Here is a 24,810-nt window from a genome sequence, read left to right on the forward strand (position 1 = left end):
GAGATGACTGAGCCTGCCGCAATTCCCCAGCGCGAGGCCATGGTCGAGGACGGTCTGCTCCAGGGCCTGTCAGGACTGGCGGCAGCGGTCGTCGCCATGCCCTTGGAACTCGACATACCCGGGGTCGAGCAGGACCGCGCGCTCCAGCGCGAGATCGCCGAGCAGCTGGGGGACTACGTCGTCCCCCGACTCGAGAATCTCGGCGCCCCGCTGCTGGTCGTGGTCGGCGGCTCCACCGGCGCGGGCAAGTCCACGCTGGTGAACTCGATCGTCGGCCGCCGTGTGTCGGCCACAGGAGTGCTGCGACCCACCACGCGCACCCCGGTGCTGGTCCACCACCCCGCCGACACCGAGTGGTTCCGCTCGGGCCGTGTCCTGCCCGACGTCGTCCGCACCGGCTCCAACAGCCGGCGCGCCAACACGATCCGCCAGGTGGCCTGCTCCACGCTGTGGCCGGGCGTGGCCGTGCTCGACGCCCCCGACTTCGACTCGATCGACGAGACCAACCGTGAGATGGCCGAGCAGCTGCTCGGGGCCGCCGACCTGTGGCTGTTCGTCACCTCGGCCGCGCGCTACGCCGACCAGGTGCCGTGGGACTACCTGCGCCGGGCCGCCGACCGCAACGCCTCGATCGCGGTCGTGCTCGACCGCACCTCTCCCGAGGCCCTGGGCGAGGTCCGGCGTCACCTGGCCCGGATGCTCAGCGAGCACGGCCTCTCCGACGTGGCGCTGTTCTCGGTGCCCGAGTCCACGCCCGACTCCGAGGGCGTCCTGCCGACGGGCGACGTCGCGCAGGTCGTGTCGTGGCTGCGGCACCTCGCCGACGACGAGGCCCAGCGCCGCGAGATCGTGCTGCGCACCCTGCAGGGCGCCATCACGCACGACGTGCAGGAGTCGCGCCGGCTGGAGAGTGCGCTGACCCGTCAGGTCGACGCCGCGGCCCAGCTGCGCCAGGACGTCGCGTCGGTCTACTGGAGCGCGCACGCCGATCTCATGACCGCCGCCACCGACGGCACCATGCTGCGCGGCGAGGTGCTCGCGCGCTGGCAGGACTTCGTGGGCTCGGGCGAGATCTTCCGCAAGCTCGAGCGCACCGTGGGCTCGTGGCGCGACAAGCTGTTCCGTCGCAAGCCCACCACGCCCGAGGAGGTCGAGGAGGCCGCCGTCTCGGGCCTGCACCTGCTGATCCTCGACCGCGCCGAGCGCGCCGCCGAGGAGGTCGCCCGCGCCTGGGACTCCACGCAGGCCGGTCGCACCCTGCTCGACAGCCAGCGAGGGCTGGACCGTGCCTCGCGCGACGTCCGGGTGCGCGCCGAGCGCATCGCGCGCGAGTGGCGCGAGGCCGTGTTCGAGCTCGTCGCCGAGCAGGGCTCCGACAAGAAGACCAAGGCCCGTGCGCTGTCGCTGGGCGTCAACGCCGCGGGCGTCACCCTCATGGTCGTGGTGTTCGCCGGCACGGCCGGTCTCACGGGCGCCGAGCTCGGCATCGCCGGCGGCACCGCCGCCGCGGGTCAGGCCGTCCTCAACGCCGTCTTCGGCGACCAGGCCGTCCGCGACCTCGCCGACCAGGCCGGCAAGGACCTCGCGCGCCGTCTCGAGGACCTGCTGGAGTCCGAGGCGGAGCGCTACCTCGACCTGCTGCCCGACGAGGTGGCCCTCGAGTCCGCGCACTGGCAGCTCGAGGCCGCGATCGCGTCCGTCGCCCCTCCGCGCGGGAGGCGGTCGCGATGAGCGAGCGCCAGCGAGCGAACGATTCCACGCATCGAATCGCGGCACCGTCCTACCGTGCCCTTCTTCAGGCGGTGACGCGATGAGTGCATTGGACGAGCGGGTCACAGCCCTGCAGTCGGCGATCGAGGCCGCGGGCGACGTCATCGACCCCGACGTCGTCGCGCCTGCCGAGGCCACCTTCAGCCACGCGCAGGAGCGCCTCGAGCTCTCCACGCAGCACACGGTCGTGGTGCTCGCGGGCGCCACGGGCTCGGGCAAGTCGTCGCTGTTCAACCGCCTCGCGGGCCTGGACCTGGCCGAGGTCGGCTACCTGCGGCCCACCACCTCCACACCGCTGGCGTGTGCGTGGGGCCCCGCCGGCGCCACCGAGCTGCTCAACTGGATCGGCGTCGCCCGCCGCGACCAGATCGCCCGGCGCAGCATCCTCGACGCGCCGCAGGACGACGCGTTCGAGGGCCTCGTGCTGCTCGACCTGCCCGACCACGACTCGGTCGTCACCCAGAACCAGGAGGTCGTCGACCACGTCGCGCGCTACGCCGACCTGTTCGTGTGGGTGCTCGACCCGCAGAAGTACGCCGACGCCGCGATCCACGCGCGCTACCTCCAGCCGCTGGCGACGCACGCGGAGTCGTCGGTCGTGGTGCTCAACCAGGCCGATCGGCTCAGCGAGACCGACCTCAAGATCGCGGTCGACGACCTCGAGCTGATTCTCGAGCGTGAGGGCTTCCGCGGCGTGCCCGTGATCGCCACCAGCGCCACCAGCGGCAAGGGACTGCCCGAGCTGCGGGCCGAGATCGGTCGCCGGATCACCTCCAAGCGGGCCTCGCAGGCACGTCTGGTCGCCGACGTGCGCCAGGTGGCGCGCCGCCTCGCCGACGCCGGGGGAGTGGAGCCCGTGCCGGGCCTCGACCGCCCGGTCCGCGACGCCCTCGTCGAGACGTTCGTCCAGTGCGCCGGCGTGCCGCAGATCGCCGACGCGGTCGAGGAGTCCATGGCCCGACGCGCCGTGGTCGCCACCGACTGGCCGCTGATCGGCTGGGTGGGTCGGCTGCGCCACGACCCGCTGCGCGAGCTCGGCTTCGGCCGGTCGGCGCGCGACGCCGTGGCCGAGGTCATGCCGATCTCGCCGTCCGTGCAGCGCGCCCGCGCCGACCTGGCGCTGCGCGAGGCCACCGAGGTCGCCACCGAGGGCATGTCCCGCCCGTGGCGGGCCTCCGTCGTCGACGCGGTCGCCGGCGAGAGCGCGCGCGACGTCATCGACGAGCTCGACGAGGCCGTCGCCGGCGTCGACCTCGGGCTCAAGCAGCGTCCGCTGTGGTGGACCGCCGTCGGAGCCCTGCAGTGGCTCACGTTCCTGGCCGTCGTCGGCGGGCTCGCGTGGTCCGTCGCGGCCGCCTTCGGCCTCGTGGACCCCGATCCCTGGACCGGTGCGCCCCGGCCGCTCGGCATGAGCCTGCCGCTCGTGCTGATCGCCGGAGGCCTGCTGTTCGGCATCGCGCTCACGCTGTTCTCGCGCTGGCTCGGCGGGGTCGGCGCGCGGCGGGCCGGGGCCAGAGCGGAGAAGAAGCTCACCGAGGCGATCAACCGCACCACCGAGCGGATCGTGGTGGCGCGCCTGCGCAGCGAGCTCGACCGCTACGACCGCTGGCGCAACGGCCTGTCCACCGCCGGTCGCTGAGCGCTGCCGGTCGGCCGTCGTTCCGGCGTTCTCGCTAGGCTGGGGCCATCATGGCTGACTACGTTCTCTCTCTGCGCAACGTCCGCAAGGCCCACGGCGACAAGGTCGTCCTCGACAACGTCTCCCTCTCGTTCCTGCACGGGGCGAAGATCGGCGTGGTGGGTCCGAACGGCATGGGCAAGTCCACCCTGCTCAAGCTGATGGCCGGGCTCGACCAGCCGAACAACGGCGACCTCGTCCGCGATCCCGACGCGTCGGTCGGCATGCTGCAGCAGGAGCCGCCGCTGACCGAGGGCAAGACGGTGCTCGAGAACGTCGAGGAGGCCGTGTCCGAGATCAAGGGCAAGATGAAGCGCCTCGAGGAGGCGTACGCCGAGATGGGCGAGCCCGACGCCGACTACGACGCCCTCATGGCCGAGACCGGCGACCTGCAGACCTACCTGGACAACACCAACGCGTGGGACGTCGACAGCCGCCTCGAGCAGGCGATGGACGCGCTGCGCTGCCCGCCGTCCGACGCGCTCGTCGACAACCTCTCCGGTGGTGAGCGCCGCCGCGTCGCGCTGTGCAAGCTGCTGCTCCAGCAGCCCGATCTGCTGCTGCTCGACGAGCCCACCAACCACCTGGACGCCGAGAGCGTGCAGTGGCTCGAGGGTCACCTCAAGAGCTACCCGGGCGCCGTCCTGGCCGTCACCCACGACCGCTACTTCCTCGACAACGTCGCCGAGTGGATCGCCGAGGTCGACCGTGGCCAGATCCACGGCTACGAGGGCAACTACTCGACGTACCTCGAGACGAAGAAGGAGCGCCTCAAGATCGAGGGCCAGAAGGACGCCAAGCGCGCCAAGATGCTCGAGCGCGAGCTCGAGTGGGTCCGCTCCAACGCCAAGGGCCGCCAGACCAAGAGCAAGTCGCGTCTGGCCCGCTACGAGGAGCTCGCCGCCGAGGCCGAGAAGGCCCGCAAGATCGACACCACCGACATCAACATCCCGGCCGGTCCGCGCCTGGGCGACGTCGTCCTCGACGCGAAGAGCCTCACGAAGGCGTTCGACGGCCGCACGCTGTGGGACGACATCAGCTTCTCGCTGCCGCGCGCCGGCATCGTCGGCGTCGTCGGCCCGAACGGCGTCGGCAAGACCACGCTGTTCCGCATGATCACGGGCAACGAGGAGCCGGACTCCGGCGAGCTCGAGGTCGGCAAGACGGTCAAGATCAGCTACGTCGACCAGAACCGCGCCAACATCGACCCGAACAAGAACGTCTGGGAGGTCGTCTCCGACGGCCTGGACTTCATCAAGGTCGCGAACTTCGAGATGAACAGCCGCGCCTACGTGGCCTCGTTCGGCTTCAAGGGCTCGGACCAGCAGAAGAAGGCCGGCGTGCTCTCCGGTGGTGAGCGCAACCGCCTCAACCTGGCGCTGACGCTCAAGCAGGGCGGCAACATGCTGCTGCTCGACGAGCCCACCAACGACCTCGACGTCGAGACCCTGTCCTCGCTCGAGGACGCGCTGCTGGACTTCCCGGGCTGTGCCGTCGTCACGTCGCACGACCGCTGGTTCCTCGACCGCATCGCCACGCACATCCTGGCGTGGGAGGGCACCGAGGAGAACCCGGGCAACTGGTTCTGGTTCGAGGGCAACTTCGCGTCCTACGAGGCCAACAAGATCGAGCGCCTCGGCGAGGAGGCGGCTCGCCCGCACCGCGTCACCCACCGCCGCCTCACCCGCGACTGAAGTCCCGCCCGGGCAAGATTTGCTCCGATTTCCACCTTTCAGCACGGCTGAAAAGTGGAAATCGGAGCATTTCTCGTGTCAGGAGTCGCCGAGGTCCTCGTCGCAGTCGATGGGACCGGAATGCACGAGGCCGATGCCTGCGCCGGTGGCGGCGATGACGTGGCTGCGGCCGAGCACCCGGATGGTGGCTCGAGGCGAGTCAGGCACCGACGACATCCCGGCGTCGTTGCAGCTGGCGTTGAACACGGCTCGGATCGTGAAGGGCGTGCGCTCGTCATCGTAGAGCTCTCTGAAGCCGTCCATGTCGAAGACCGCATCGATGCTGTCCCTCGCGCTGAAGCTGTCGGCGTCCTTCACGAGCCCGGGCTCGCCTCCGACAGCCCACCCGGCGCGGACGCCCATGCCGGTGGCCGGACCCATGTACGGCCACTCCAGGAACTCGACCTCGACGGGCACGGAGGCATCGCTGACGACCATGGTGCGCAGGACGCAGTCGAGCCGTCGATCGACGCTGATCGCGCGGAGGGGACCGGTGTGATCGAGCGGATCCTCGATCCCCTCGGGCAGGGGGACGATCGAGCGCGGGTCCTTGCACTCGACCAGCTCGGCAGCGGTGATCGACACCTTCGAGGCCTGCCAGGCCGAGGCGCCGACCCACGCGGCGTAGCCGCCGACGAGCAGGACGACGAAGGCGATCGCGATCGACCAGCGCAGGCGTGTGGACACGGACGCAACCTAGGCACCGGGCTCGCGTCCGGGCGGGATCGACGAATCAGGTCCGTGACGTCGCCGACACGTGTGAGACTGTCGCGACGACCGCGGACGGGCGGTCCGGGCACGGGAGGGTCCATGCGTTCTCGGGGGTTGCCGCGCATCGTGGTGATGACCGTGCTCGTGTCCCTGCTGGGTCTGACCGCGCCGGCGCAGGCGCGACCGGCGACTCGGCTGACCGTCGAGGGGCCGACGCGGTCGACGATCGACTCCGGCACCGCCATCGTGATGCGGGGCAGGCTCGCTCGAGCCCGCGGGGGCGAGAGCGTGCGCCTGCAGTTCTGGAACGGCTCCCGCTGGCACACGCAGGCCGTGAGCCGCGTGACGAAGCGCCGGGCCTACCGGTTGAGCCTCGTTCCACCCGTGGGCGAACGCCGCTGGCGCGTGCGCTTCGCCGGTGACGAGCGTCTGAAGCCTGCCACGTCCCGCACGGTCCGGGTCCGCGTGCGCCCTGCCCTCGACATCACGTCCGTGATCCCCGGCGAGCGGGCGATTCTCTCGGGGATCGTGCCGGGGCACCGCCGTCGCCCCGTGCAGCTGCAGCAGTGGTCAGGCGCCGCGTGGCGCACGATCGATCGAGGCACCTCCCGGGCGGACGGGCTGGCACGATTCCCGGTGCGGGTGATGGCGACAGCCGGGGAGGGCCGGTACCGCCTCCACGCGCCGCGATCGGGTCGGCTCGGCGCCGTGTCCAGCCCGTCTCGTACCGCGATGAGGTCCCAGACCGCGCAAGTGCTGGCGCCGGACACCGCGTACCTCGAGGAGAGGGTCCACGTGACAGCGGTCTTCACGCCCGCGCGTGCCGATCGCCGGGTGGACGTGCAGAGCCTCGTGAACGGAGCGTGGGTGACCGTCGCATCGGGCTGGCAGGACGCCCGAGGCCAGGCGAGGCTCTCGGTCGAGGCGTCGAGTCTCGGTTCGATGCGGCTACGTGCGGTGGCGCTGCGCACGTCCGGCGGCGGACTGAGCGTGATCTCGCCGGCGCGCACGGTCGTCGTGACCGAGGGTCCCGTCCCGCCGCCCACGCTGATCAGCCGTCCCGCGGACGGCACGGCGACGGACCATGAGTCCTGGGCACCTTCCGTGTCCGCCGACGGCGGGTCCGTGGCGTTCTCCTCGTTCGTCCCCCACCTCACGGTCGACGACGCGAACGACGCGGCCGACGTGTTCGTCCGCGACGTCGGATCGGGGCGGGTGGTCCGCGCGTCGCTCGCGTCTGACGGTGCGGAGCTGGCGGAGTCGTCCGCGCAGTCATCGATCTCCGGTGACGGCTCGAGGGTCGCGTTCGTGACCGGGGCGTCTGCCGTTCCGGAGGATCTCAACGGCCGCCAGGACGTCTATCTCCGTGACCTGGACCGGGGGACCACCGTGCTGGTGAGCGCGTCCGAGGGCGGTGGCGCCGGTTCGGGACCCTCGGGCAGGCCCCGTCTCGCCTCCGACGGAAGCGTCGTCGTGTTCACCTCCGGTGCGGACGATCTCGTTCAGGGCGACACCAACGGCGTCACCGACGTGTTCGTGCGGGACATCGCTTCCGGTCGCACGACCCGCGTGAGTCAGGCGCCCGACGGCTCGGAGCTGGCGTCGCCTTCCACGGCGCCGGCCCTCTCGAGCGATGGTCGCCACGTCGCCTTCACCGTTCGGCCCGAGGGTGCTGCCCCTCAGCTTCTCCTGCACGACGTCCGGCTCGGCACCACCGTCAACACGGGGGTGGCGCCGTGTGGAGTCGCGGCACCGACGGTGTCCGACGGCGGACGATTCATCGCGTACGTCTCGTGCGACGACGGCCCCGGCGACGGGAACGGGCTGCCGGATGTGCTGGTGCACGACCTCGCGACGGGCTTCACCGAGGTGATCAGCCGTTCACCCCACGGTGCCGTGGGCGTCGCAGGAGCGCCGACGATGTCGGCCGACGGCCGGTTCATCGCCTTTGCCTCCGACTCCCCGGAGCTCGTGGCGGGGGACGCCAACGTCGCGCGCGACGTCTTCGTGCGTGACCGCGTGACCGGCTCCGTGACGCGGGCGAGCGTGGGTCGCAACGGCCGCGAGGCGTCGGGCGGCTCGGACGAGCCGGCCATCTCCGCAGACGGTCGCGCGGTCGCGTTCTCGTCGTTCGCGAGGCTCCACGCCGAGGATCTCGATCGCGGGCAGGACGTGTACCTGAGGCACCTGTCCCGCTAAGCCCCCGCCTGCGCCGAGATTTGCTCCTTTTTCGACGTCTCAGCACGTCTGAAAGGTCGAAGATGGAGCACATCTCGGGGCCGGGTCAGAAGCGGCGGCCGCCGATGGCCTCCTGGACCGCCTCCATGACGCGGCGCACGGCGGCGAGGTCCTCGTCGGAGCACTGGTCGATGAGGTAGTCGCGGACGCCGCGCACGTGGGTGTGGGCGGCGGTGGCCAGCAGCGCGAAGCCCTTGTCGGTCAGCACGGCGGTGACGCCGCGGCCGTCGGTGTCGCACTGCATGCGCAGCACGATGCCGTCGCGCTCCAGGCGGCCGATCGTGTGGGTGATGCGGCTGCGGGAGTGGGAGAGGGCGGCCGCGAGGTCGGCCATGCGGATCGACCGGTCGGGCGCCTCGGACAGGCGGACCAGGATCTCGTACTCGGACATCGACAGGCCGTGCTCGCTGCGCAGGTCGCGGTCGAGGCGGTCCATCAGCACGGTGGATCCGCCCAGGAACGCGCGCCAGGCGCGCTGCTGCGACTCGTCGAGCCAGCGGGTGTCGTTCACCGAAGCGATGGGCAGGTCAGTCATGTGAACTAGTTTACATCTTCAACGACTTGATTGAAAGTTCAATCATGTGTATCGTCGATCATGTTGAACGATCAACGACTCGACGACACAGACTGACACAGGAGCAGCAATGAGCGACATCACCCCCGGTACTTGGCAGCTCGATCCCACGCACACCGAGATCGGCTTCACCGTCCGCCACATCATGAGCAAGGTGCGCGGCAAGTTCGAGAAGTTCGAGGGCACGATCGTCACCGCCGAAGACGTCACCGCCTCCAGTGCCACCGCCACGATCGACCTCTCCTCGATCAACACCGGCACCGCCGACCGCGACAACCACCTGCGCTCGGGTGACTTCTTCAACGTCGAGAGCACGCCGACCATGACCTTCGTGTCCACCGGCGTCGTCCGCAAGAGCGACACCGACTTCGTCGTCACCGGCGACCTCACCATCAAGGACGTCACCAAGCCGATCGAGCTCGACGTCGAGTTCCTGGGCGAGGGCAAGGACCCGTGGGGCGGCACCCGCGTGGGCGTCGAGGCCAAGGGCCAGCTGAGCCGCAAGGAGTTCGGCATCGACTTCAACATCCCCCTCGAGGGCGACAAGGTCATGATCGGCGACAAGATCACGCTGCTCATCACCGCGGAGGCCGTGCTGCAGGCCTGACCCGCACACCCCCTGTCTCGGAGGGGCTCGCGACGCACACCCCCCGGCGTCGCGGGCCCCTTCGTCATGTCCGGACCGCGCGATCGGACCCGACGAGTTCGGTGAAGTTGAAGTCGAACTCAAGTAGGGTGCGGTGATGGAGCGCGCCGGGTCGAGACCGATGGAGGTCCGCGGCCCGGAGACGAGGCAGATCCTCGGCCTGCCGGCCACGGCCGTCAGGACGCTGGTCCTCGGCTTCCTCGCGAGGGTCCCGGCGGGCGCCCTCGGCCTGGTGATCGTCCTGCACGGACTGACGCTCGGGCAGACCTACACCGTCAGCGGGCTGATGGCGGCGGCCTACGCCCTCGGCATCGCGGTCGGGGCCCCCGTCGTCGGTCGAGGCATCGACCGCTGGGGCCAGACGATGCCGCTGTTCGCCGTCACGGTCGTCGCTGCGGCCATGATGGTCGGACTGTCCGCGCTGCCGCACGGCATCGCTCCGGCCGTGCCCGTGGCCCTGGCCGCGGTGACGGGCCTGACCCAGCCGCCGCTGGCGGTCTGCGCGCGGGCGATCTGGAACGAGCGGCTCGGTCCGGTGGACCTCAGCCGGATGCTGTCCCTGGACGCGTCACTGCAGGAGGTGACGTTCATCCTCGGTCCCCTGACCGTGGTGTCCTGGGCGACGGTGCGGGGGACTCACGAGGCACTGGGCCTGGCGGCGGGTCTCGTCCTGGTGCTCACGACGGTGTTCGCGCTGACGCCGGAGTCCCGGACGGCCTCGCGCCGGTCGAGCCGCCCGGTGATGGGGACCCCGAGCCGATTCCCGGCGACCGTCTGGATCCTCGTCGCCGTGACGTTCACCGTCGGCATCGCGATCGGCATCCTCGAGGTCGCGGTGGTGCGCCGCTCCGCCCAGCTCGACGCGTCCCACCTGATCGGCGTCTTCTACGGGCTCTGGGCGACGGGCAGTCTGGTGGGCGGGCTCGTCAACCTCCGAGCCGCGGGCCGGGGCCGACTCGCCGGTCGCCTGATCGTCTTCCTCGCCGCGCTCGCACTCACCCATCTGATCGTCGCGGCGGCGACCACGTCGCTCGTCCTGGGTCTGACCCTCCTCCTGGCGGGGCTGCCCGCGGCTCCGATGTTCGCCGCGTTCTACGAGCTGCTGGGGAGGTCGGCGCCCGAGGGCCGGGTCACGGAGGTCTTCGCCTGGGGCTCGACCGGCAGCATGGCCGGAGTGGCACTGGGCACCGCGACGGGCGGTGTCCTCGCCGACGCGATCAGCAGTCGCGGGAACATCGTCGTCTGCGCGGCGGTGCTGGGTCTGGCCTCGCTGTTCGCGCTCGTCTGCCGGGCTCCGCTGACGCGCGTCGAGCGTCGCTGAGGTCGGCGACGCTCAGGCGGCGCCGACCATCCGCAGGGCCAGCTCGCCGTGCAGGGTCGCGATCTCGTCGGGCGTGGTGGGCCCGTCCGGGTGATACCAGCGCACCAGGTCGATGCTGAGGGAGAGCAGCGCGAGCGCCGTGCCCTTGAGGTCGGCCACGGTCATGACCTCCGCCTCGACGCCGGCCTCGAGGGCCTCGCGCATGAGCGCCTCGATCGCGCGGCGGTACTCGGCGATCTCGGCGCGGTGCTCGGGGGTCAGGGCGTCGAACTCGTACTGCACGATCCGGCCGACGCGGCTGTTGACCGCGTGCCATCGGCTGAACTCGGCGACCATCGTGCGAGTGCGCTCGGCCGGGTCGGACGCCGACTGCGAGGCCTTCTCGATGATCTCGACGGCGCTGCGGTGGCCGCGCCGGGAGATCTCGAAGAGGAGCTCCTCCTTGGTGGCGTGGTGCACGTAGACCGCCGCCGGGCTCATGCCCGCACGGGACGCGATGTCGCGAGTCGTGGTGCCGGCGAAGCCCGAGGTGGCGAACGCCTCGACGGCCGCCGCAAGGAGGCGCTCGCGCGTCGTGGCGGATCGATCGCGACCGTTCGCGGCGTCGGTGGTCATGGTGGACAGCATGACGCAGGAATGTCACACTAAGCAAGCGCTTAGTCATCGGCGGGTCGCCCCGTCGACACATTCGAAAGGCCTACATCATGCCCGAAGCAGTCATCGTCTCCACCGCGCGCTCTCCCATCGGCCGCGCCGGCAAGGGATCCCTCAAGGACATGCGTCCGGACGACCTGACCGTCCAGATGATCGAGGCCGCGCTGGCCAAGGTGCCGGGCCTGGACCGTCGTGACATCACCGACCTGCACCTCGGTGTCGGCCAGCCCGCGGGCGAGGCCGGCCACAACCTGGCGCGCGCCGTCGCCGTGCTGTCGGGCATGGACCACCTGCCGGGCGTGACGGTCAACCGCTACTGCTCCTCCTCGCTGCAGACCACCCGCATGGCCTTCCACGCGATCAAGGCCGGCGAGGGCGACGCGTTCATCTCCGCCGGCGTCGAGACCGTCAGCCGCTTCGGCAACGGCTTCGCCGACATTCCGGGCACCGAGAACCCGCTGTTCGCCGAGGCCATCGCCCGCACCGCCAAGCGCGCCGAGGGCGGCGCCGACACGTGGGTCGACCCCCGCGGCAACAGCGAGCTGCCCGACCTCTACATCGCGATGGGCCAGACGGCCGAGAACGTCGCGCAGCACCTGGGCATGAGCCGCCAGGAGCAGGACGAGTTCGCCGTCCGCAGCCAGAACCTCACCGAGCAGCGCATCGAGGAGGGCTTCTGGGCCAAGGACATCACCGAGGTCACGCTGCCCGACGGCACGACCGTGAACAAGGACGACGGTCCGCGCGCCGGCACCACGCTGGAGGCCGTCAGCAGCCTCAAGCCGGTGTTCCGCCCCGACGGCACCGTCACCGCCGGCAACGCCTGCCCGCTCAACGACGGCGCCGCCGCCGTGGTGATCATGTCCGACACCAAGGCCAAGGAGCTGGGCCTGACCCCGCTCGCGCGCATCGTGTCCACGGCCGTCACCGGCCTGTCGCCCGAGATCATGGGCCTCGGCCCGGTCGAGGCGATCCCCGCCGCGCTGAAGCACGCCGGCATGGGCATCGACGACATCGACCTGTACGAGATCAACGAGGCCTTCGCGGTCCAGGCGTGGGGCTCGGCGCGTGAGCTCGGCATCCCGATGGACAAGCTCAACGTCAACGGCGGCGCCATCGCGGTCGGCCACCCGTTCGGCATGACCGGCGCCCGCATCACGTCCACGCTGATCAACTCGCTGCAGTGGCACGACAAGCAGTTCGGCGTCGAGTCCATGTGCGTCGGCGGTGGCATGGGCATGGCCATGGTGCTGGAGCGTCTTTCGTGACCGAGGGTCGCTTCGCCGGCAAGGTCGCGATCGTGACGGGCGCGTCGCGCGGCATCGGCCTCGGGGTCGCGCAGCGCCTCGTGGCCGACGGCGCGAAGGTCGTCATCACGGCGCGCAAGACCGAGGCCCTCGAGGCCGCGGTCGCCGAGCTCGGTCCCGACAACGCGGCGTACGTCGCGGGTGCGGCCGACGACGCCGCGCACCAGGACGAGACCATCGCGAAGGCCGTGGAGCAGTTCGGCGGGCTGGACTTCCTGGTGAACAACACCGGAATCAACCCGACCTACGGCCCCATGATCGAGATGGACCTCAACGCGGGTCGCAAGATCTTCGAGGTCAACGTGCTCGCCGCGGTGTCGTGGGCGCAGAAGGCGTACAACGCCTCGCTGAAGGACCACGGTGGCGCGATCGTCAACATCGCGTCGGTGGCCGGTCTCAAGCCCGCGCCGATGATCGGCATGTACGGCGCGTCGAAGGCCGCGGTCATCCACGTCACGCAGGAGCTCTCGCTCGAGCTGGCTCCGAACGTGCGCGTGAACGCGGTCGCTCCCGCGGTCGTGAAGACCCGGTTCGCCGGTGCGCTCTACGAGGGTCGCGAGGAGGAGGTCGCCGCGGCGTACCCCCTCAAGCGCCTCGGCCTGCCCGAGGACATCGCGGGCGTCACGACGTTCCTGCTCTCGCAGGACGCGGCCTGGGTGACCGGCCAGTGCCTCACGGTGGACGGCGGACTGCTGCTCACCGGCGGCGTCTGACCACCGATTGAGACGAAGGGCCCCGGGACTTCGGTCCCGGGGCCCTTCGCCGTCGATTTGCGAAATCCTGCACATAACCGCTCTCAGATGACGGTCTGGCGGAGATCTTGTCCCCACATGTGAACAATCCTGTGTGCAACTAGCAGTTACACGTCGCCTGAACCTCTCGCGCCACACCCGCCACGCACCACGGGCCGCGATGTGATCTAAAACATGAGGAAACCCTCGGGTCAAAGATGAGGAAAGCCTCATGTTTGTGTCACGATAGGGGAATGACGACGCTCGACACCTCCGTGTTCCACGCGCCCTCCACGCGCGACCGCCGCACCGACAGCCTCCTCGACGACCTCCGCTCCGGCACGCCGTGGGCCCTGGTCCTCGGAGGGCAGGGCGGCGACTGGCTGACGCCGCTCGCCGACCTCGTCCGCGACTTCGCGCTCGACGCGGAGGTCGCCGACCTCGTCCGCCGCTCCGACGGCCTCCTCGCGCCCGTCGCCGCCGAGCTCGCCCGGGCCGGCGTCGCCTTCGATCCCGTCGCGTGGGTCGACGTCCTGGCGGTCGGGGAGTCCGCCGAGGACGACGACGCGCCCGGCCTGCCCGCGGGCGCCGACGTCGCCGCGCCGGCCGCCTCGGTCCCCGGCATCACGCTGGCCCAGCTGGCCGGCCTCCACGCCCTCGCCCGCCAGGGCCTCGACGTCACCGCGCACCCGCCGGTCGCCGTCGCCGGTCACTCGCAGGGCGTGCTCGCCGCCGAGGCGCTCGCCGGCGTGCCCGAGGTGGAGGTGCTCGCGCTGGCCCGCCTCATCGGCACCGCCGCCCAGCTCGTCGGCCGTCGCCGCGGCCTGCTCGGCCGCACGATGCTCGCCGTCTCGGGAGTCGTCCCCGAGCGCGTCGCCGAGCTCGTGGAGGGTACGGGCGCCGTCTGCCACATCCGCAACGGCCGTCGCGCCGTGGTCCTGTCGGGTCCCGCCGCCGCCCTCGACGCGGCCACCGCCCGCCTCGAGCAGGAGGCCGCCCGCGAGAAGGACGAGCGCGACCGCAAGGTCACCGGAGGCGCCCCGTTCTCGCCCGTGATCGAGCCGGTCGAGTCCTCGCTCGCGTTCCACCACCCCGACCTCGCCGAGACCACCGAGCTGGTGGCCGGCTGGGCCGCCCGCATCGGCATCGACGCCGAGCACGCCCGCAGCGCCACGCAGCGCGCGATCGTCGACCCGGTCGACTGGGTCGCCTCGATCACCTCCGCACTGGACGCCGGCGCCGAGTGGGTCCTCGACCTCGGCCCCGCCGACCTCGCCTCGCGCCTGAGCGCCACCGAGACGAAGGTGCGCGGTGCCGGACTCGTCGCCCCCACGACCCGTCGCGGCCACCGCGAGCTCACCATCTCCGGCGCCAAGCCGGCGCGCCCCGTGGCGTGGTCGGCGTTCGCGCCGCGCCTGGTGACCCTGCCCGACGGCTCGACCGCCGTCGAGACCGGCTTCACCCGTGCCACCGGCAAGTCGCCGATCCTGCTCGCCGGCATGACGCCGACGACGGTGGACGCCCCGATCGTCGCCGCGGCGGCCAACGCCGGCTTCTGGGCAGAGCTCGCCGGCGGTGGCCAGGTGACCGAGGAGATCTTCGAGGCCCGCGTCGCCGAGCTCGAGGAGCTGCTCGACGAGGGTGCGACCTACCAGTTCAACTCGCTCTTCCTCGACCCCTACCTGTGGCGCCTGCAGCTGGGCCAGAACCGCCTCGTGCAGCGCGCCCGCGCCGCCGGAGCCCCCATCGACGCCGTCATCGTCACGGCCGGCATCCCCGAGCTCGACGAGGCCGTCGCGCTGGTCGACGAGCTGACCGAGGCCGGCATCGAGCACGTCGTGTTCAAGCCCGGCACGATCCGCCAGATCCGCGAGGTCCTCGCGATCGCCAAGAAGGTCGACCGCACCGTGATCGTGCAGGTCGAGGGCGGCCGCGCCGGCGGTCACCACTCGTGGGAGGACCTGGACGACCTGATCCTGGCCACCTACGGCGAGCTGCGCGCGCAGTCGAACGTCGTCCTGTGCGTCGGCGGCGGCATCGGCACCGCCGAGGCCTCGGCCGCGTGGCTGACCGGCACGTGGGCCCAGCGCCACGGCTTCCCCGACATGCCCGTCGACGGCATCCTCGTCGGCACCGCCGCCATGGCGACCCTGGAGGCCACGACGGCCCCCGAGGTCAAGCAGCTGCTCGTCGAGACGCGCGGCACCGGCGCCTGGGTGGGCGCGGGCACCGCGAAGAACGGCATGGCCTCGGGCCGCAGCCAGCTCGGCGCCGACATCCACGAGATCGACAACACCGCCTCGCGCACCGGCCGTCTCCTCGACGAGGTCGCCGGCGACGCCGAGGCCGTGGCCGCCCGCCGTGACGAGATCGTCGAGGCGCTCGACCGCACCGCGAAGCCGTACTTCGGCGACGTCGCCACGATGACGTACGCCCAGTGGCTGGGCCGTTTCGTCGAGCTCTCCGGCACCGCCGCCGACGGCTCGGCGCAGTGGCTGGACGTGTCGCTGCGCGACCGCTTCCACGCGATGCTCCAGCGGGCCGAGGCCCGTCTGGCCACGCAGGACCGCGGCGAGATCGCGACGCTGTTCCCCGAGGCCTCCGACGTCGAGGACGGCCCCGCCGCCCTCGCGCGCCTGCTCGAGGCGCACGCCGACGCCGCGTCCGTGACGCTGCACCCGGCCGACGAGGCCTTCTTCGTCGAGGTCTGCCGCCGCGCCGGCAAGCCCGTCAACTTCGTGCCCGTCATCGACGCCGACGTGCGCCGCTGGTGGCGCTCGGACTCGCTGTGGCAGGCGCACGACCCGCGCTACGGCGCCGACGAGGTCTGCATCATCCCCGGCACCGCGAGCGTCGCCGGCATCACGCGGGTGGACGAGCCCGTCGCCGAGCTGCTCCAGCGCTTCGAGGACGCCGCCGTCGACGCCCTGCTCGCCTCGGGCCGCGCGCCCCAGCGGGTGCCCGGCCGTCGCCGTGAGGGCGACGCGCACCTGTCCTCGCCGCTCGCGGTCGTCCTGGCCGCGCCCGACGTGGCGTGGGCCGGCCGCACGGTCACGAACCCCGTCCAGCGCCTCGGCGCCGAGTGGGTGCTGACCGACGCCGACACCGCCGAGCAGGCCGCCACCGGCGCGCGCCTGTCCACCGCGGGCGACTCGGCCGTCGACCTGACCGTGCCGCTGGGCCAGGGCCGCGACCTGACCCTGCGCATCGAGGTCCCGTCCAGTGCCTCGCGCGGCCACGCCCCGGTCGTCTCCACCGACGCCGCCGTCGCCGCCATGGCGCAGATCGTCAGCGGCGCCGTCGCCGGCGAGCTGCCCGAGGTTTCCGACGGCGTCGCCCACCTCGACGTCGACTGGGATCCGGACCTCGCCGCCGACCACGCCGCCGTCAGCGCGGGCCCGCTCGTGCTGGGCCGCCACCGCGTGCCCGACGTGCTCGTGGGGCTCGCCTGGCCGGCCGTGTTCGCCGTCATCGGCGCCGCCCGCAACGCCGACGGCCTGCCGGTCGTCGAGGGCATGCTCGACCTGGTCCACCTCGACCACGCGATCACCACGCAGGTCCTCCCCACCGAGCGCACCCCGCTCGCGGTCCGCGCCGCGCTCGTGGACGTGGAGGAGTCGCAGTACGGTCGCGTCGTCACCGTCGACGTCACCGTCGGCGACGTCGCCACGATGCGCGAGCGGTTCGCCATCCGCGGCCGCACGGGCGCGGCGGCCCTCGCCGACCCGGCGCGCGCCGGCGGCGCCCTGGGCGACGACGAGCTCAAGGACACCCCGCGTCGCACGCGTGCCAAGGTGACCGTGACCGCCCCGTCCGACCTCGGCTCCTTCGCCGCGGTCACGGGCGACCACAACCCGATCCACACGAGCGTCGCCGCCGCCCGCCTCGCGGGCCTGGGCGAGCCGATCGTCCACGGCATGTGGACCTCGGCCGCCGCGCAGCACGCCGTGGCCGACGAGACCGGCCGACGTATCGCCGGCTGGACGACGCGCTTCATGGCGCCCGTCCGCCCCGGTGCCGACGTCGAGATCCGCGCCGACCGCGTGGGCCTCTCGCACGGCCGCGAGGTGCTCGACGTGACCGTGCGCGCCGATGGTGAGATCGTCATGGCCGCCTCGGCCGTGCTCGACGCGCCCCGCACCGCGTACGCGTTCCCCGGCCAGGGCATCCAGAGCCCCGGCATGGGCATGGCCGGCTACCAGCGCTGCCCCGCGGCGCGCGAGGTCTGGGACCGCGCCGACAAGCACACGCGGGCGGCGCTCGGCTTCTCGATCCTCACGGTCGTGCGCGACAACCCGACCGAGTTGACCGTCCGCGGCGTCACGCACCACCACCCCGAGGGCGTGCTCTACCTGACGCAGTTCACGCAGGTCGCGATGGCCGTGCTGGGCGCCGCCCAGATGGCCGAGCTGCGCGAGGGCGGCGCGTTCGTCGACGGCGCGGTGCTGGCCGGCCACTCGGTGGGCGAGTACAACGCGCTCGCCGCGGTCTCGGGCGTCATCAGCCTCGAGGCCGTCGTGGAGGTCGTCTTCCAGCGCGGCTCGGTCATGCACACGCTGGTCCCGCGCGACGAGAAGGGCCGCAGCGACTACCGTCTCGCGGCCATCCGTCCCTCGCAGATCGGCCTGGCCGACGACGAGGTCAAGGACTACGTCGAGGGCGTGGGTGAGGCGTCGGGCGAGTTCCTGCAGATCGTGAACTACAACCTGCGCGGCTCGCAGTACGCGATCGCCGGCACGGTGCGTGGACTCGAGGCGCTGGAGAAGGACGTGGCCGAGCGCCGCGACCGCTTCGGCGGCAAGGCCGCGTTCATCCTCGTGCCCGGCATCGACGTGCCGTTCCACAGCCGCGTGCTGCACGGCGGCGTGCCGGACTTCCGCCACAAGCTGCAGGACCTGCTGCCGCCCACGATCGACCCGTCGATCCTCGAGGGCCGCTACGTGCCGAACCTCGTGCCGCGGCCGTTCAGCCTCGACGAGGAGTTCATCCGCGAGGTCGAGCAGTACGTCGGCACCACGGTCCCGCGGTCGGACGACCCGGGCCGCCTGTGCCGCGACCTGCTGATCGAGCTGCTGGCCTGGCAGTTCGCCAGCCCCGTGCGCTGGATCGAGACGCAGGACCTCATGTTCACCCCCGTCGAGGAGGGCGGACTGGGCGTCGAGCGCTTCGTCGAGGTCGGCGTCGGCTCGGCCCCGACCGTCGCGAACCTCGCCTCCGGCACCCTCAAGCTGCCCGGCTACCCGCGCGTCGAGGTGCTCAACGTCGAGCGCGACGCCGCCGCCGTCTACGGGACCGACGAGGACCCGGCGCCGGTGGAGGACGATGCCCCGGAGGCTCCTGAGGCGACCGCCACCGAGACGGCCCCGCAGGCGGCCGCCCCGGCCGCGGCTCCCGCCGGCGGACCGGTCACGCAGACCGCCGCCGACCTGCCGTTCTCGGCGGCCGACGCGACCCGCGTGCTCATCGCCTGGTGGACGAAGCTGCGTCTCGACCAGCTCGGCGCGGCCGACACGATCGAGTCGCTGACCGACGGCGCCTCCAGCCGCCGCAACCAGCTGCTGATCGACCTCGGCGGCGAGCTGTCGCTCGGCGCGATCGACGGCGCCGCGGAGGCCGACCTCACCACCCTCGGTGGCCAGGTCGACGCCCTCGCGCGCACCTACAAGCCCTTCGGCCCCGTCCTGGGCGAGGCCTTCGGCGACCACCTCAAGAAGGTGCTCGGCCCGACGGGTCGCAAGCAGTCGGCGGTCGCCGAGCGCGTCACGGGTGCGTGGCAGCTCGGCGCCGGCTGGGCGTCGCACGTCCTGGCCGAGCTGGCCATGGTCACCCGTGAGGGCCAGAGCGTCCGCGGTGGCGCGTTCGGCGAGGCGACCATCGCCTCGGCCGGCGACGTCGACGCGGCGATCGACGCCGCGGTCCAGGCGGTGGCCGCGCGCCACGGCGTGACGGTGCAGATGCCGTCGGCCGGCGGCGGAGACGGCGCCACGATCGACGCGGCGGCGCTCGGCGAGTTCACGGCGGCCATCACCGGTCGCGACGGCGTGCTCGCCTCGGCCGCGCGCCTCGTGCTCGAGCACCTCGACCTGGTCGACGTGCCCGAGGCCGTCGAGCCCGACGAGCAGGCGGCCGCGGTCGTCGAGCGCGTCGAGGCCGAGCTGGGCTCGGACTGGATCAAGGCCACGGCGGGCGTCTTCGACGCCGAGCACGCCGTCGTCCTGGACGACCGCTGGGCGTCGGCACGCGAGGACCTCGCGCGCCTGGCCCACGGCGACGAGGTCACGGGCTCCTTCGCGGGCACCGGCGAGGTCGTCGCCAAGCAGGCCGAGCACTGGCTCGCGCGGACCGGCGACGAGCGCTTCGCCCGCATCGCCGAGGACGCCCGCGACACCACGCCGGGAGCGTTCGCCGGCGAGGTCGCGGTCGTGACCGGTGCCGCCGACGGCTCCATCGCGGGGTCCGTCGTGGGCGAGCTGCTCGCCGGCGGCGCCACGGTCGTGGCGACCACCTCGTCGCTCGCGCCGCGGAAGCTCGCGTTCTTCAAGGACCTCTACCGCCGCTCGGCCCGCGCCGGCGCGACGCTGTGGGTCGTCCCCGCCAACCTGGCGTCGTTCGCCGACGTGGACGCGCTGGTCGAGTGGATCGGGGCCGAGCAGTCCCGCACCGCCGCCGGTGTCACGACGGTGTCCAAGCCGTCGCTGACCCCGACCCTGCTGGTGCCGTTCGCGGCCGGCCGGGTCATGGGCGACGCGACCGAGGCCGGCCCGCGCGCCGAGCTCGAGATGCGCATCCTGCTGTGGTCGGTCGAGCGACTCGTCGGCGCGCTGTCGTCGTCGGTCACCGACCGCAACCTCGACGCCCGCCTGCACGTGCTGCTGCCGGGCTCGCCCAACCGCGGCATGTTCGGCGGCGACGGTGCCTACGGCGAGGCCAAGGCCGCGCTCGACGCGCTCGTCACGAAGTGGGGCTCGGAGAAGCGCTGGGCCGACAAGGTCACGCTGGCCCACGCCATCATCGGCTGGGTCCGCGGCACGGGCCTCATGGGCGGCAACGACCCGCTGGTCGAGGCCGTCGAGGCCGCCGGCGTCCGCACCTGGTCGCCCGACGAGATGGCCGCCGCGCTGCTCGAGGCCTGCACGCCCGAGGCCCGCGTCCGCGCGACCGAGGGTCCGCTGACGCTCGACCTCACCGGCGGTCTCGGCGAGGCCGACCTCGACATGAAGGCCCTCGCCGGTCAGGTCGTGCTCGAGAAGGACGAGCCCTCGTCCGACGACACCGCGACGATCCCGGCGCTGCCCGCGCCGCCGTCGCGCCTCGACCGGGTCGAGACGCCCGAGTGGGCCGAGGTCACCGCCCGCCCCGAGGACCTCGTGGTCATCGTCGGCGCCGGCGAGCTGGGCCCGTACGGCTCGGCGCGCACGCGCTTCGAGATGGAGGTCGAGGACACCCTCTCGGCCGCCGGCGTGCTCGAGCTGGCGTGGTCCACGGGCCTGCTCAGCTGGGACGCGACGAACCGCGGCTGGTACGACGCCGAGTCCGGCGAGGCCGTGCCCGAGCACGAGATCGCCGACCGCTACGAGGACGCCGTCCGTGAGCGGGTCGGCGTGCGCCGGTACGCCGACGACGGCGACATGGTCGACAACAGCGCCCCGCTGCTGGCGTCGGTCTACCTCGACCAGGACCTGACCTTCACGGTCTCGGGACAGGCGGAGGCGCAGGCCATGCGCGACGCCGACCCCGAGCACACCGTGATCGCGCAGGACGCCGAGGGCGAGTGGACCGTCACCCGCAAGGCGGGCACGCAGGTCCGCGTGCCGCGCAAGATGAAGCTGACCCGCACGGTCGGCGGCCAGATCCCGACGGGCTTCGACCCGACGGTGTGGGGCGTGCCGGCCGAGATGGTCGAGGCCGTCGACCGCGTGGCGCTGTGGAACCTCGTCTGCACCGTGGACGCGTTCCTCTCGTCGGGCTTCACCCCGTCCGAGCTGATGCGCTGGACCCACCCGACGCTGGTCGCCAACACCCAGGGCACCGGCATGGGCGGCATGACGTCGATGCACTCGCTGTACATCGACACGCTGCTGGGCGAGGCGAAGCCGAACGACATCCTGCAGGAGGCGCTGCCGAACGTCATCGCCGCGCACGTGGTGCAGTCCTACGTGGGCAGCTACGGCGCGATGGTGCACCCGGTGGCCGCCTGCGCCACGACCGCCGTGTCGGTCGAGGAGGGCGTCGACAAGATCCGCCTGAACAAGGCCGAGTTCGTCGTGGCCGGTGGCTTCGACGACCTCTCGGTCGAGGGCATCGTGGGCTTCGGCGACATGTCGGCCACCGCGGACTCTGCGGCGATGGCCGCCAAGGGCCTCGAGGACCGCTACTTCAGCCGGGCCAACGACCGCCGCTACGGCGGGTTCGTCGAGTCGCAGGGCGGCGGCACGATCCTGCTGGCCCGCGGCGACCTGGCCGCGCGGATGGGCCTGCCGGTGCTGGGCGTCGTCGCCTACGCGGCGTCGTTCGCCGACGGCGTGCACACCTCGATCCCGGCGCCGGGCCTCGGTGCCCTGGCCGCGGGCCGCGGTGGGCGCGAGTCGCAGCTGGCCCGGTCGCTGTCCGCGCTGGGCGTGGGAGCCGACGACATCGGCGTGCTGTCCAAGCACGACACGTCGACGGGCGTCAACGAGCGCAACGAGTCCGAGCTGCACGAGCGGCTCGCGGCGGCGCTGGGTCGCTCTGACGGCAACCCGCTGTACGTCATGAGCCAGAAGACGCTCACGGGCCACGCGAAGGGCGGCGCCGCGGCGTTCCAGCTCATCGGCCTGTGCCAGGTGCTGGAGGGCGGCGTCGTGCCGCCGAACCGGAGCCTGGACTGCGTCATGGACGACCTGGCCGAGCACGAGCACCTCGTGTGGCTGCGCGAGCCGCTGGCGACCGGTCCGCTCAAGGCGGGCCTGCTGACCAGCCTCGGCTTCGGCCACGTGGCCGGCCTCATCGCCGTGGTGCACGCGCAGGCGTTCGTGGAGTCGCTCGCGGCCGACGAGCGCGACCGCTACCTCGAGGCGGCGGAGCGTCGCCGCATCGAGGGTCGCACGCGCCTCGTGGACGCGATGTACGGAGGCGACGCGCTGTACCGGCGCCCGGCGGACCGCCGCCTGGGCGACTCGGGCGTGCGGGAGCGCGAGGCCGCGCTGCTGCTCGACGACAGCGGTCGCCTCGGCGAGGACGGGGTGTACGCGTGCCGGTGATCGGCACGGGGATCGACCTCGTGGACGTGCCCGGATTCGCCGAGCAGCATCGGCAGCCGGGTACCCGCGCGGGCAGCGCCTTCACTGCTGCCGAGCGCCGCGACGCCCGGAGCTCTCCTTCTGGCTCCGGGCGTCGCACCCCCGATCAGGAGATGGCGTCCCTGGCGGCCCGCTGGGCCGCCAAGGAGGCGTTCATCAAGGCCTGGTCGGAGTCGCTGTGGGGGAGTCCGCCGCCGGTCGGCGAGCACGTGCACGACCAGATCGAGATCATCCGCGATGCCTGGGGTAGGCCCCGCATCCGCCTCCTCGGCGAGGTCGCGAAGCACCTCGAGGACGTCACGGTGCACGTCAGCCTCAGCCACGACGGCCCGGCCGCGATCGCCATGGTGACGCTGTCCCGCCCCTAGCGAGATGTGCTCCGATTTCCACCTTTCAGCACGTCTGAGACGTCGATAAGGGAGCACGTCTCGGGGCCGGCGGGGATGGTGCCGTCGGCGAACAGGGCTTCCCACCGCCCGGCGGCGGGGGTTGGCTGGGGCGATGGAGCTCCTCGTGCTGGGCGGTACCGCGTTCCTCGGTCGTGAGATCGCGCGGACGGCGCTCGCGCGCGGGCACCGCGTCACGTGCGTGGCTCGAGGCTCGTCCGCGCCTCCCGACGGCGCCGCCTTCGTCCGCGTGGACCGCGACGAGGAGGACGGCCTCGCGCCGCTCGCCGGCCGTCGCTGGGACGGCGTGATCGACGTGGCGCGCCAGCCCGGCCACGTGCGGCGTGCGGTGCGCGACGTCGAGGCCGACCACCGCGTCCTCGTCTCCAGCGGCAACGCGTACGCCGACTTCTCCTCGATCGAGCAGTCGGAGGACGCCGCCACGCTGCCGCCGCTCGAGGCCGACACGATGGCCTCGGACGAGGACTACGGCGCCGCGAAGGTGGCATGCGAGCAGGCCGTGCTGGCGGCGGGCCCCGCGGCCGTGGTGCGCTCGGGCCTCATCGCCGGACCGGGGGACTGGTCGGGCCGCACGGGCTACTGGCCGTGGAGGCTCGCGCACCCCGTCGGCCCGGAGGTCGTCGTGCCGGACGAGCTCGACTTCCCCTGCGCGATGGTCGACGTCCGCGACCTCGCGGTCTGGATCGTCGACCTCGCGGAGCGGCAGGTCGAGGGCGTCTTCAACGCCACGGGCCCGACGACCGACCTGGGATCGGTGCTCGACGTGGCGGCGCGCGTGGCAGGTTCGGCGGCGACCCGGCGGCGCGTGCCGGTCGAGCGACTGCGCGAGCTGGGGATCGGCCACTGGATGGGGCCCGCGTCGCTGCCGCTGTGGATCGACGACCCGAAGTGGCGCGGCTTCGCCACCCTGGACACGCGGCGCGCCCGCGCCGAGGGCCTGGTCACCCGGCCGCTCGAGGACACGCTCGCCGACACGCTCGCGTGGGAGGAGACCCGCACCGAGCCGCGCCGGTGCGGCCTCACCGACGACGAGGAGCGCCGCGTCCTGGCCGCCCTCTGACGAGATGTGCTCCTGTTTCCACCTTTCAGCACGGCTGAAAGGTGGAAACCGGAGCACATCTCGGGAGGGGCGGTCGGCTCAGGTGGCGCCGGCCTCGGCGGCCAGCAGGTAGGTGCCCAGGAGGCGCTTGAGCTCGATGATGGCCTCGGCGTGCTCCTGCAGGTCGCGCACCGAGAAGTTGAGCATCGAGTAGGACATGTGCACGAGGACCTCGGCCATGATCTTGCGGCGCTCGCGCGGGGTGCCGGGGGTCAGCGGCGCGAGCACGTGGGCGACGCGGGCCGCAAGCTGCTGCTCGGTGACCTCGGCCGTCGCGCGGGTGATCGGCGTGGACTGCACGGCGTACCAGACGGCGCTGCGTGACGGGTCGTTCAGCCACAGCGCAGCCATGTGGTCGACCAGTCGGTCGAGCAGCACGAGCCAGTCGAGCGTGGGCAGCTCGGACGCCAGCTTGTCCAGCTCGGACTGGATCGCGACGGCGTTCTGGCGGTCGAGCTCGCACACGATCACGTACTTGTTCGCGAAGAACTGGTACAGGGTGCCGATGGGCAGTCCGGCGCGCTGAGCCACCTCCTCGCACGTGAACGACTCGAAGCCTGCTTCGAGCAGCACGTCGCGCGACGCCTGGAGCAGGCTGTCGAACTTGACCTTGCTGCGCTCCTGCGTGGGACGCCGGCGAGGTTCGAGGATCTGGGCCGTCAC

15 protein-coding genes are annotated in these 24,810 nt (G+C 72.3%); 11 read left to right on the forward strand and 4 right to left on the reverse strand.

Annotation, left to right across the window (positions count from 1 at the left end; genetic code table 11):
- The first annotated feature begins 3 nt into the window (after positions 1-3).
- From O3S82_RS03350 to ettA, 3 genes are all read left to right on the forward strand, one after another.
- Positions 4-1,731, forward strand: coding sequence for a dynamin family protein (locus O3S82_RS03350; protein ID WP_269305512.1), 1,728 nt, complete (start codon positions 4-6; stop codon positions 1,729-1,731).
- Between the two features lie 79 nt (positions 1,732-1,810).
- Positions 1,811-3,409: a GTPase gene (locus O3S82_RS03355; RefSeq protein WP_269305514.1), complete on the forward strand. Its 1,599-nt coding sequence runs from the start codon at positions 1,811-1,813 to the stop codon at positions 3,407-3,409.
- A 50-nt stretch (positions 3,410-3,459) separates the two neighbouring features.
- Positions 3,460-5,142, forward strand: a complete 1,683-nt coding sequence (gene ettA, locus O3S82_RS03360; RefSeq protein WP_179426130.1) for an energy-dependent translational throttle protein EttA — start codon at positions 3,460-3,462, stop codon at positions 5,140-5,142.
- Positions 5,143-5,220: 78 nt separating this feature from the next.
- Here ettA and O3S82_RS03365 read toward each other — a convergent pair whose 3' ends face one another.
- Positions 5,221-5,868 (reverse strand): hypothetical protein, encoded by a 648-nt coding sequence (locus O3S82_RS03365; RefSeq protein WP_269305517.1) that lies wholly within the window; start codon positions 5,866-5,868, stop codon positions 5,221-5,223.
- Positions 5,869-5,991: 123 nt separating this feature from the next.
- Between O3S82_RS03365 and O3S82_RS03370 the strand changes: the two genes are divergently transcribed.
- Complete coding sequence (locus O3S82_RS03370) at positions 5,992-8,091, forward strand: TolB family protein (protein WP_269305518.1); 2,100 nt, start codon at positions 5,992-5,994, stop codon at positions 8,089-8,091.
- Positions 8,092-8,176: 85 nt separating this feature from the next.
- On the opposite strand, the gene O3S82_RS03375 is transcribed toward O3S82_RS03370, so the two are convergent.
- Complete coding sequence (locus O3S82_RS03375; RefSeq protein WP_179426124.1) at positions 8,177-8,665, reverse strand: MarR family winged helix-turn-helix transcriptional regulator; 489 nt, start codon at positions 8,663-8,665, stop codon at positions 8,177-8,179.
- 109 nt (positions 8,666-8,774) lie between these two features.
- Here O3S82_RS03375 and O3S82_RS03380 point away from each other — a divergent pair, with 109 nt between their 5' ends.
- The gene (locus O3S82_RS03380; RefSeq protein ID WP_179426122.1) at positions 8,775-9,311 is read left to right on the forward strand and encodes a YceI family protein; all 537 of its coding nucleotides are present in this window, start codon (positions 8,775-8,777) and stop codon (positions 9,309-9,311) included.
- A 136-nt stretch (positions 9,312-9,447) separates the two neighbouring features.
- Positions 9,448-10,671, forward strand: coding sequence for an MFS transporter (locus tag O3S82_RS03385; protein WP_269305521.1), 1,224 nt, complete (start codon positions 9,448-9,450; stop codon positions 10,669-10,671).
- 12 nt (positions 10,672-10,683) lie between these two features.
- Here O3S82_RS03385 and O3S82_RS03390 read toward each other — a convergent pair whose 3' ends face one another.
- On the reverse strand, positions 10,684-11,286 hold the full coding sequence (locus O3S82_RS03390; RefSeq protein WP_179426118.1) for a TetR/AcrR family transcriptional regulator: 603 nt from the start codon (positions 11,284-11,286) through the stop codon (positions 10,684-10,686).
- A gap of 89 nt (positions 11,287-11,375) precedes the next feature.
- Between O3S82_RS03390 and O3S82_RS03395 the strand changes: the two genes are divergently transcribed.
- The 5 genes from O3S82_RS03395 to O3S82_RS03415 all read left to right on the forward strand — a co-directional run bounded on the left by O3S82_RS03395 (position 11,376) and on the right by O3S82_RS03415 (position 24,108).
- Positions 11,376-12,593: an acetyl-CoA C-acetyltransferase gene (locus tag O3S82_RS03395; RefSeq protein WP_179426116.1), complete on the forward strand. Its 1,218-nt coding sequence runs from the start codon at positions 11,376-11,378 to the stop codon at positions 12,591-12,593.
- Positions 12,590-13,345 (forward strand): SDR family oxidoreductase, encoded by a 756-nt coding sequence (locus O3S82_RS03400; RefSeq protein ID WP_269305525.1) that lies wholly within the window; start codon positions 12,590-12,592, stop codon positions 13,343-13,345. The genes O3S82_RS03395 and O3S82_RS03400 overlap by 4 nt, the downstream gene beginning before the upstream one ends.
- Before the next feature lie 272 nt (positions 13,346-13,617).
- Positions 13,618-22,602: a type I polyketide synthase gene (locus tag O3S82_RS03405; RefSeq protein WP_269305527.1), complete on the forward strand. Its 8,985-nt coding sequence runs from the start codon at positions 13,618-13,620 to the stop codon at positions 22,600-22,602.
- Positions 22,593-23,009, forward strand: coding sequence for a holo-ACP synthase AcpS (acpS, locus tag O3S82_RS03410; RefSeq protein WP_269305528.1), 417 nt, complete (start codon positions 22,593-22,595; stop codon positions 23,007-23,009). The genes O3S82_RS03405 and acpS overlap by 10 nt, the downstream gene beginning before the upstream one ends.
- A gap of 133 nt (positions 23,010-23,142) precedes the next feature.
- On the forward strand, positions 23,143-24,108 hold the full coding sequence (locus O3S82_RS03415; protein ID WP_269305530.1) for an NAD-dependent epimerase/dehydratase family protein: 966 nt from the start codon (positions 23,143-23,145) through the stop codon (positions 24,106-24,108).
- Between the two features lie 78 nt (positions 24,109-24,186).
- Here O3S82_RS03415 and O3S82_RS03420 read toward each other — a convergent pair whose 3' ends face one another.
- Positions 24,187-24,810: a TetR/AcrR family transcriptional regulator gene (locus O3S82_RS03420; RefSeq protein ID WP_269305531.1), complete on the reverse strand. Its 624-nt coding sequence runs from the start codon at positions 24,808-24,810 to the stop codon at positions 24,187-24,189.

Origin of the sequence: Aeromicrobium sp. HA (assembly GCF_027171405.1) — a bacterium.
Classification (GTDB): domain Bacteria; phylum Actinomycetota; class Actinomycetes; order Propionibacteriales; family Nocardioidaceae; genus Aeromicrobium; species Aeromicrobium tamlense.

Excerpts from the sequence above, each read along its gene's own strand:
- O3S82_RS03350 (WP_269305512.1), top strand. The coding sequence starts at position 4 with ATGACTGAGCCTGCCGCAATTCCCCAGCGCGAGGCCATGGTCGAGGAC.
- O3S82_RS03355 (WP_269305514.1), top strand. The coding sequence starts at position 1,811 with ATGAGTGCATTGGACGAGCGGGTCACAGCCCTGCAGTCGGCGATCGAG.
- ettA (WP_179426130.1), top strand. The coding sequence starts at position 3,460 with ATGGCTGACTACGTTCTCTCTCTGCGCAACGTCCGCAAGGCCCACGGC.
- O3S82_RS03370 (WP_269305518.1), top strand. The coding sequence starts at position 5,992 with ATGCGTTCTCGGGGGTTGCCGCGCATCGTGGTGATGACCGTGCTCGTG.
- O3S82_RS03375 (WP_179426124.1), bottom strand. The coding sequence starts at position 8,665 with ATGACTGACCTGCCCATCGCTTCGGTGAACGACACCCGCTGGCTCGAC.
- O3S82_RS03380 (WP_179426122.1), top strand. The coding sequence starts at position 8,775 with ATGAGCGACATCACCCCCGGTACTTGGCAGCTCGATCCCACGCACACC.
- O3S82_RS03385 (WP_269305521.1), top strand. The coding sequence starts at position 9,448 with ATGGAGCGCGCCGGGTCGAGACCGATGGAGGTCCGCGGCCCGGAGACG.
- O3S82_RS03390 (WP_179426118.1), bottom strand. The coding sequence starts at position 11,286 with ATGACCACCGACGCCGCGAACGGTCGCGATCGATCCGCCACGACGCGC.
- O3S82_RS03395 (WP_179426116.1), top strand. The coding sequence starts at position 11,376 with ATGCCCGAAGCAGTCATCGTCTCCACCGCGCGCTCTCCCATCGGCCGC.
- O3S82_RS03405 (WP_269305527.1), top strand. The coding sequence starts at position 13,618 with ATGACGACGCTCGACACCTCCGTGTTCCACGCGCCCTCCACGCGCGAC.
- O3S82_RS03415 (WP_269305530.1), top strand. The coding sequence starts at position 23,143 with ATGGAGCTCCTCGTGCTGGGCGGTACCGCGTTCCTCGGTCGTGAGATC.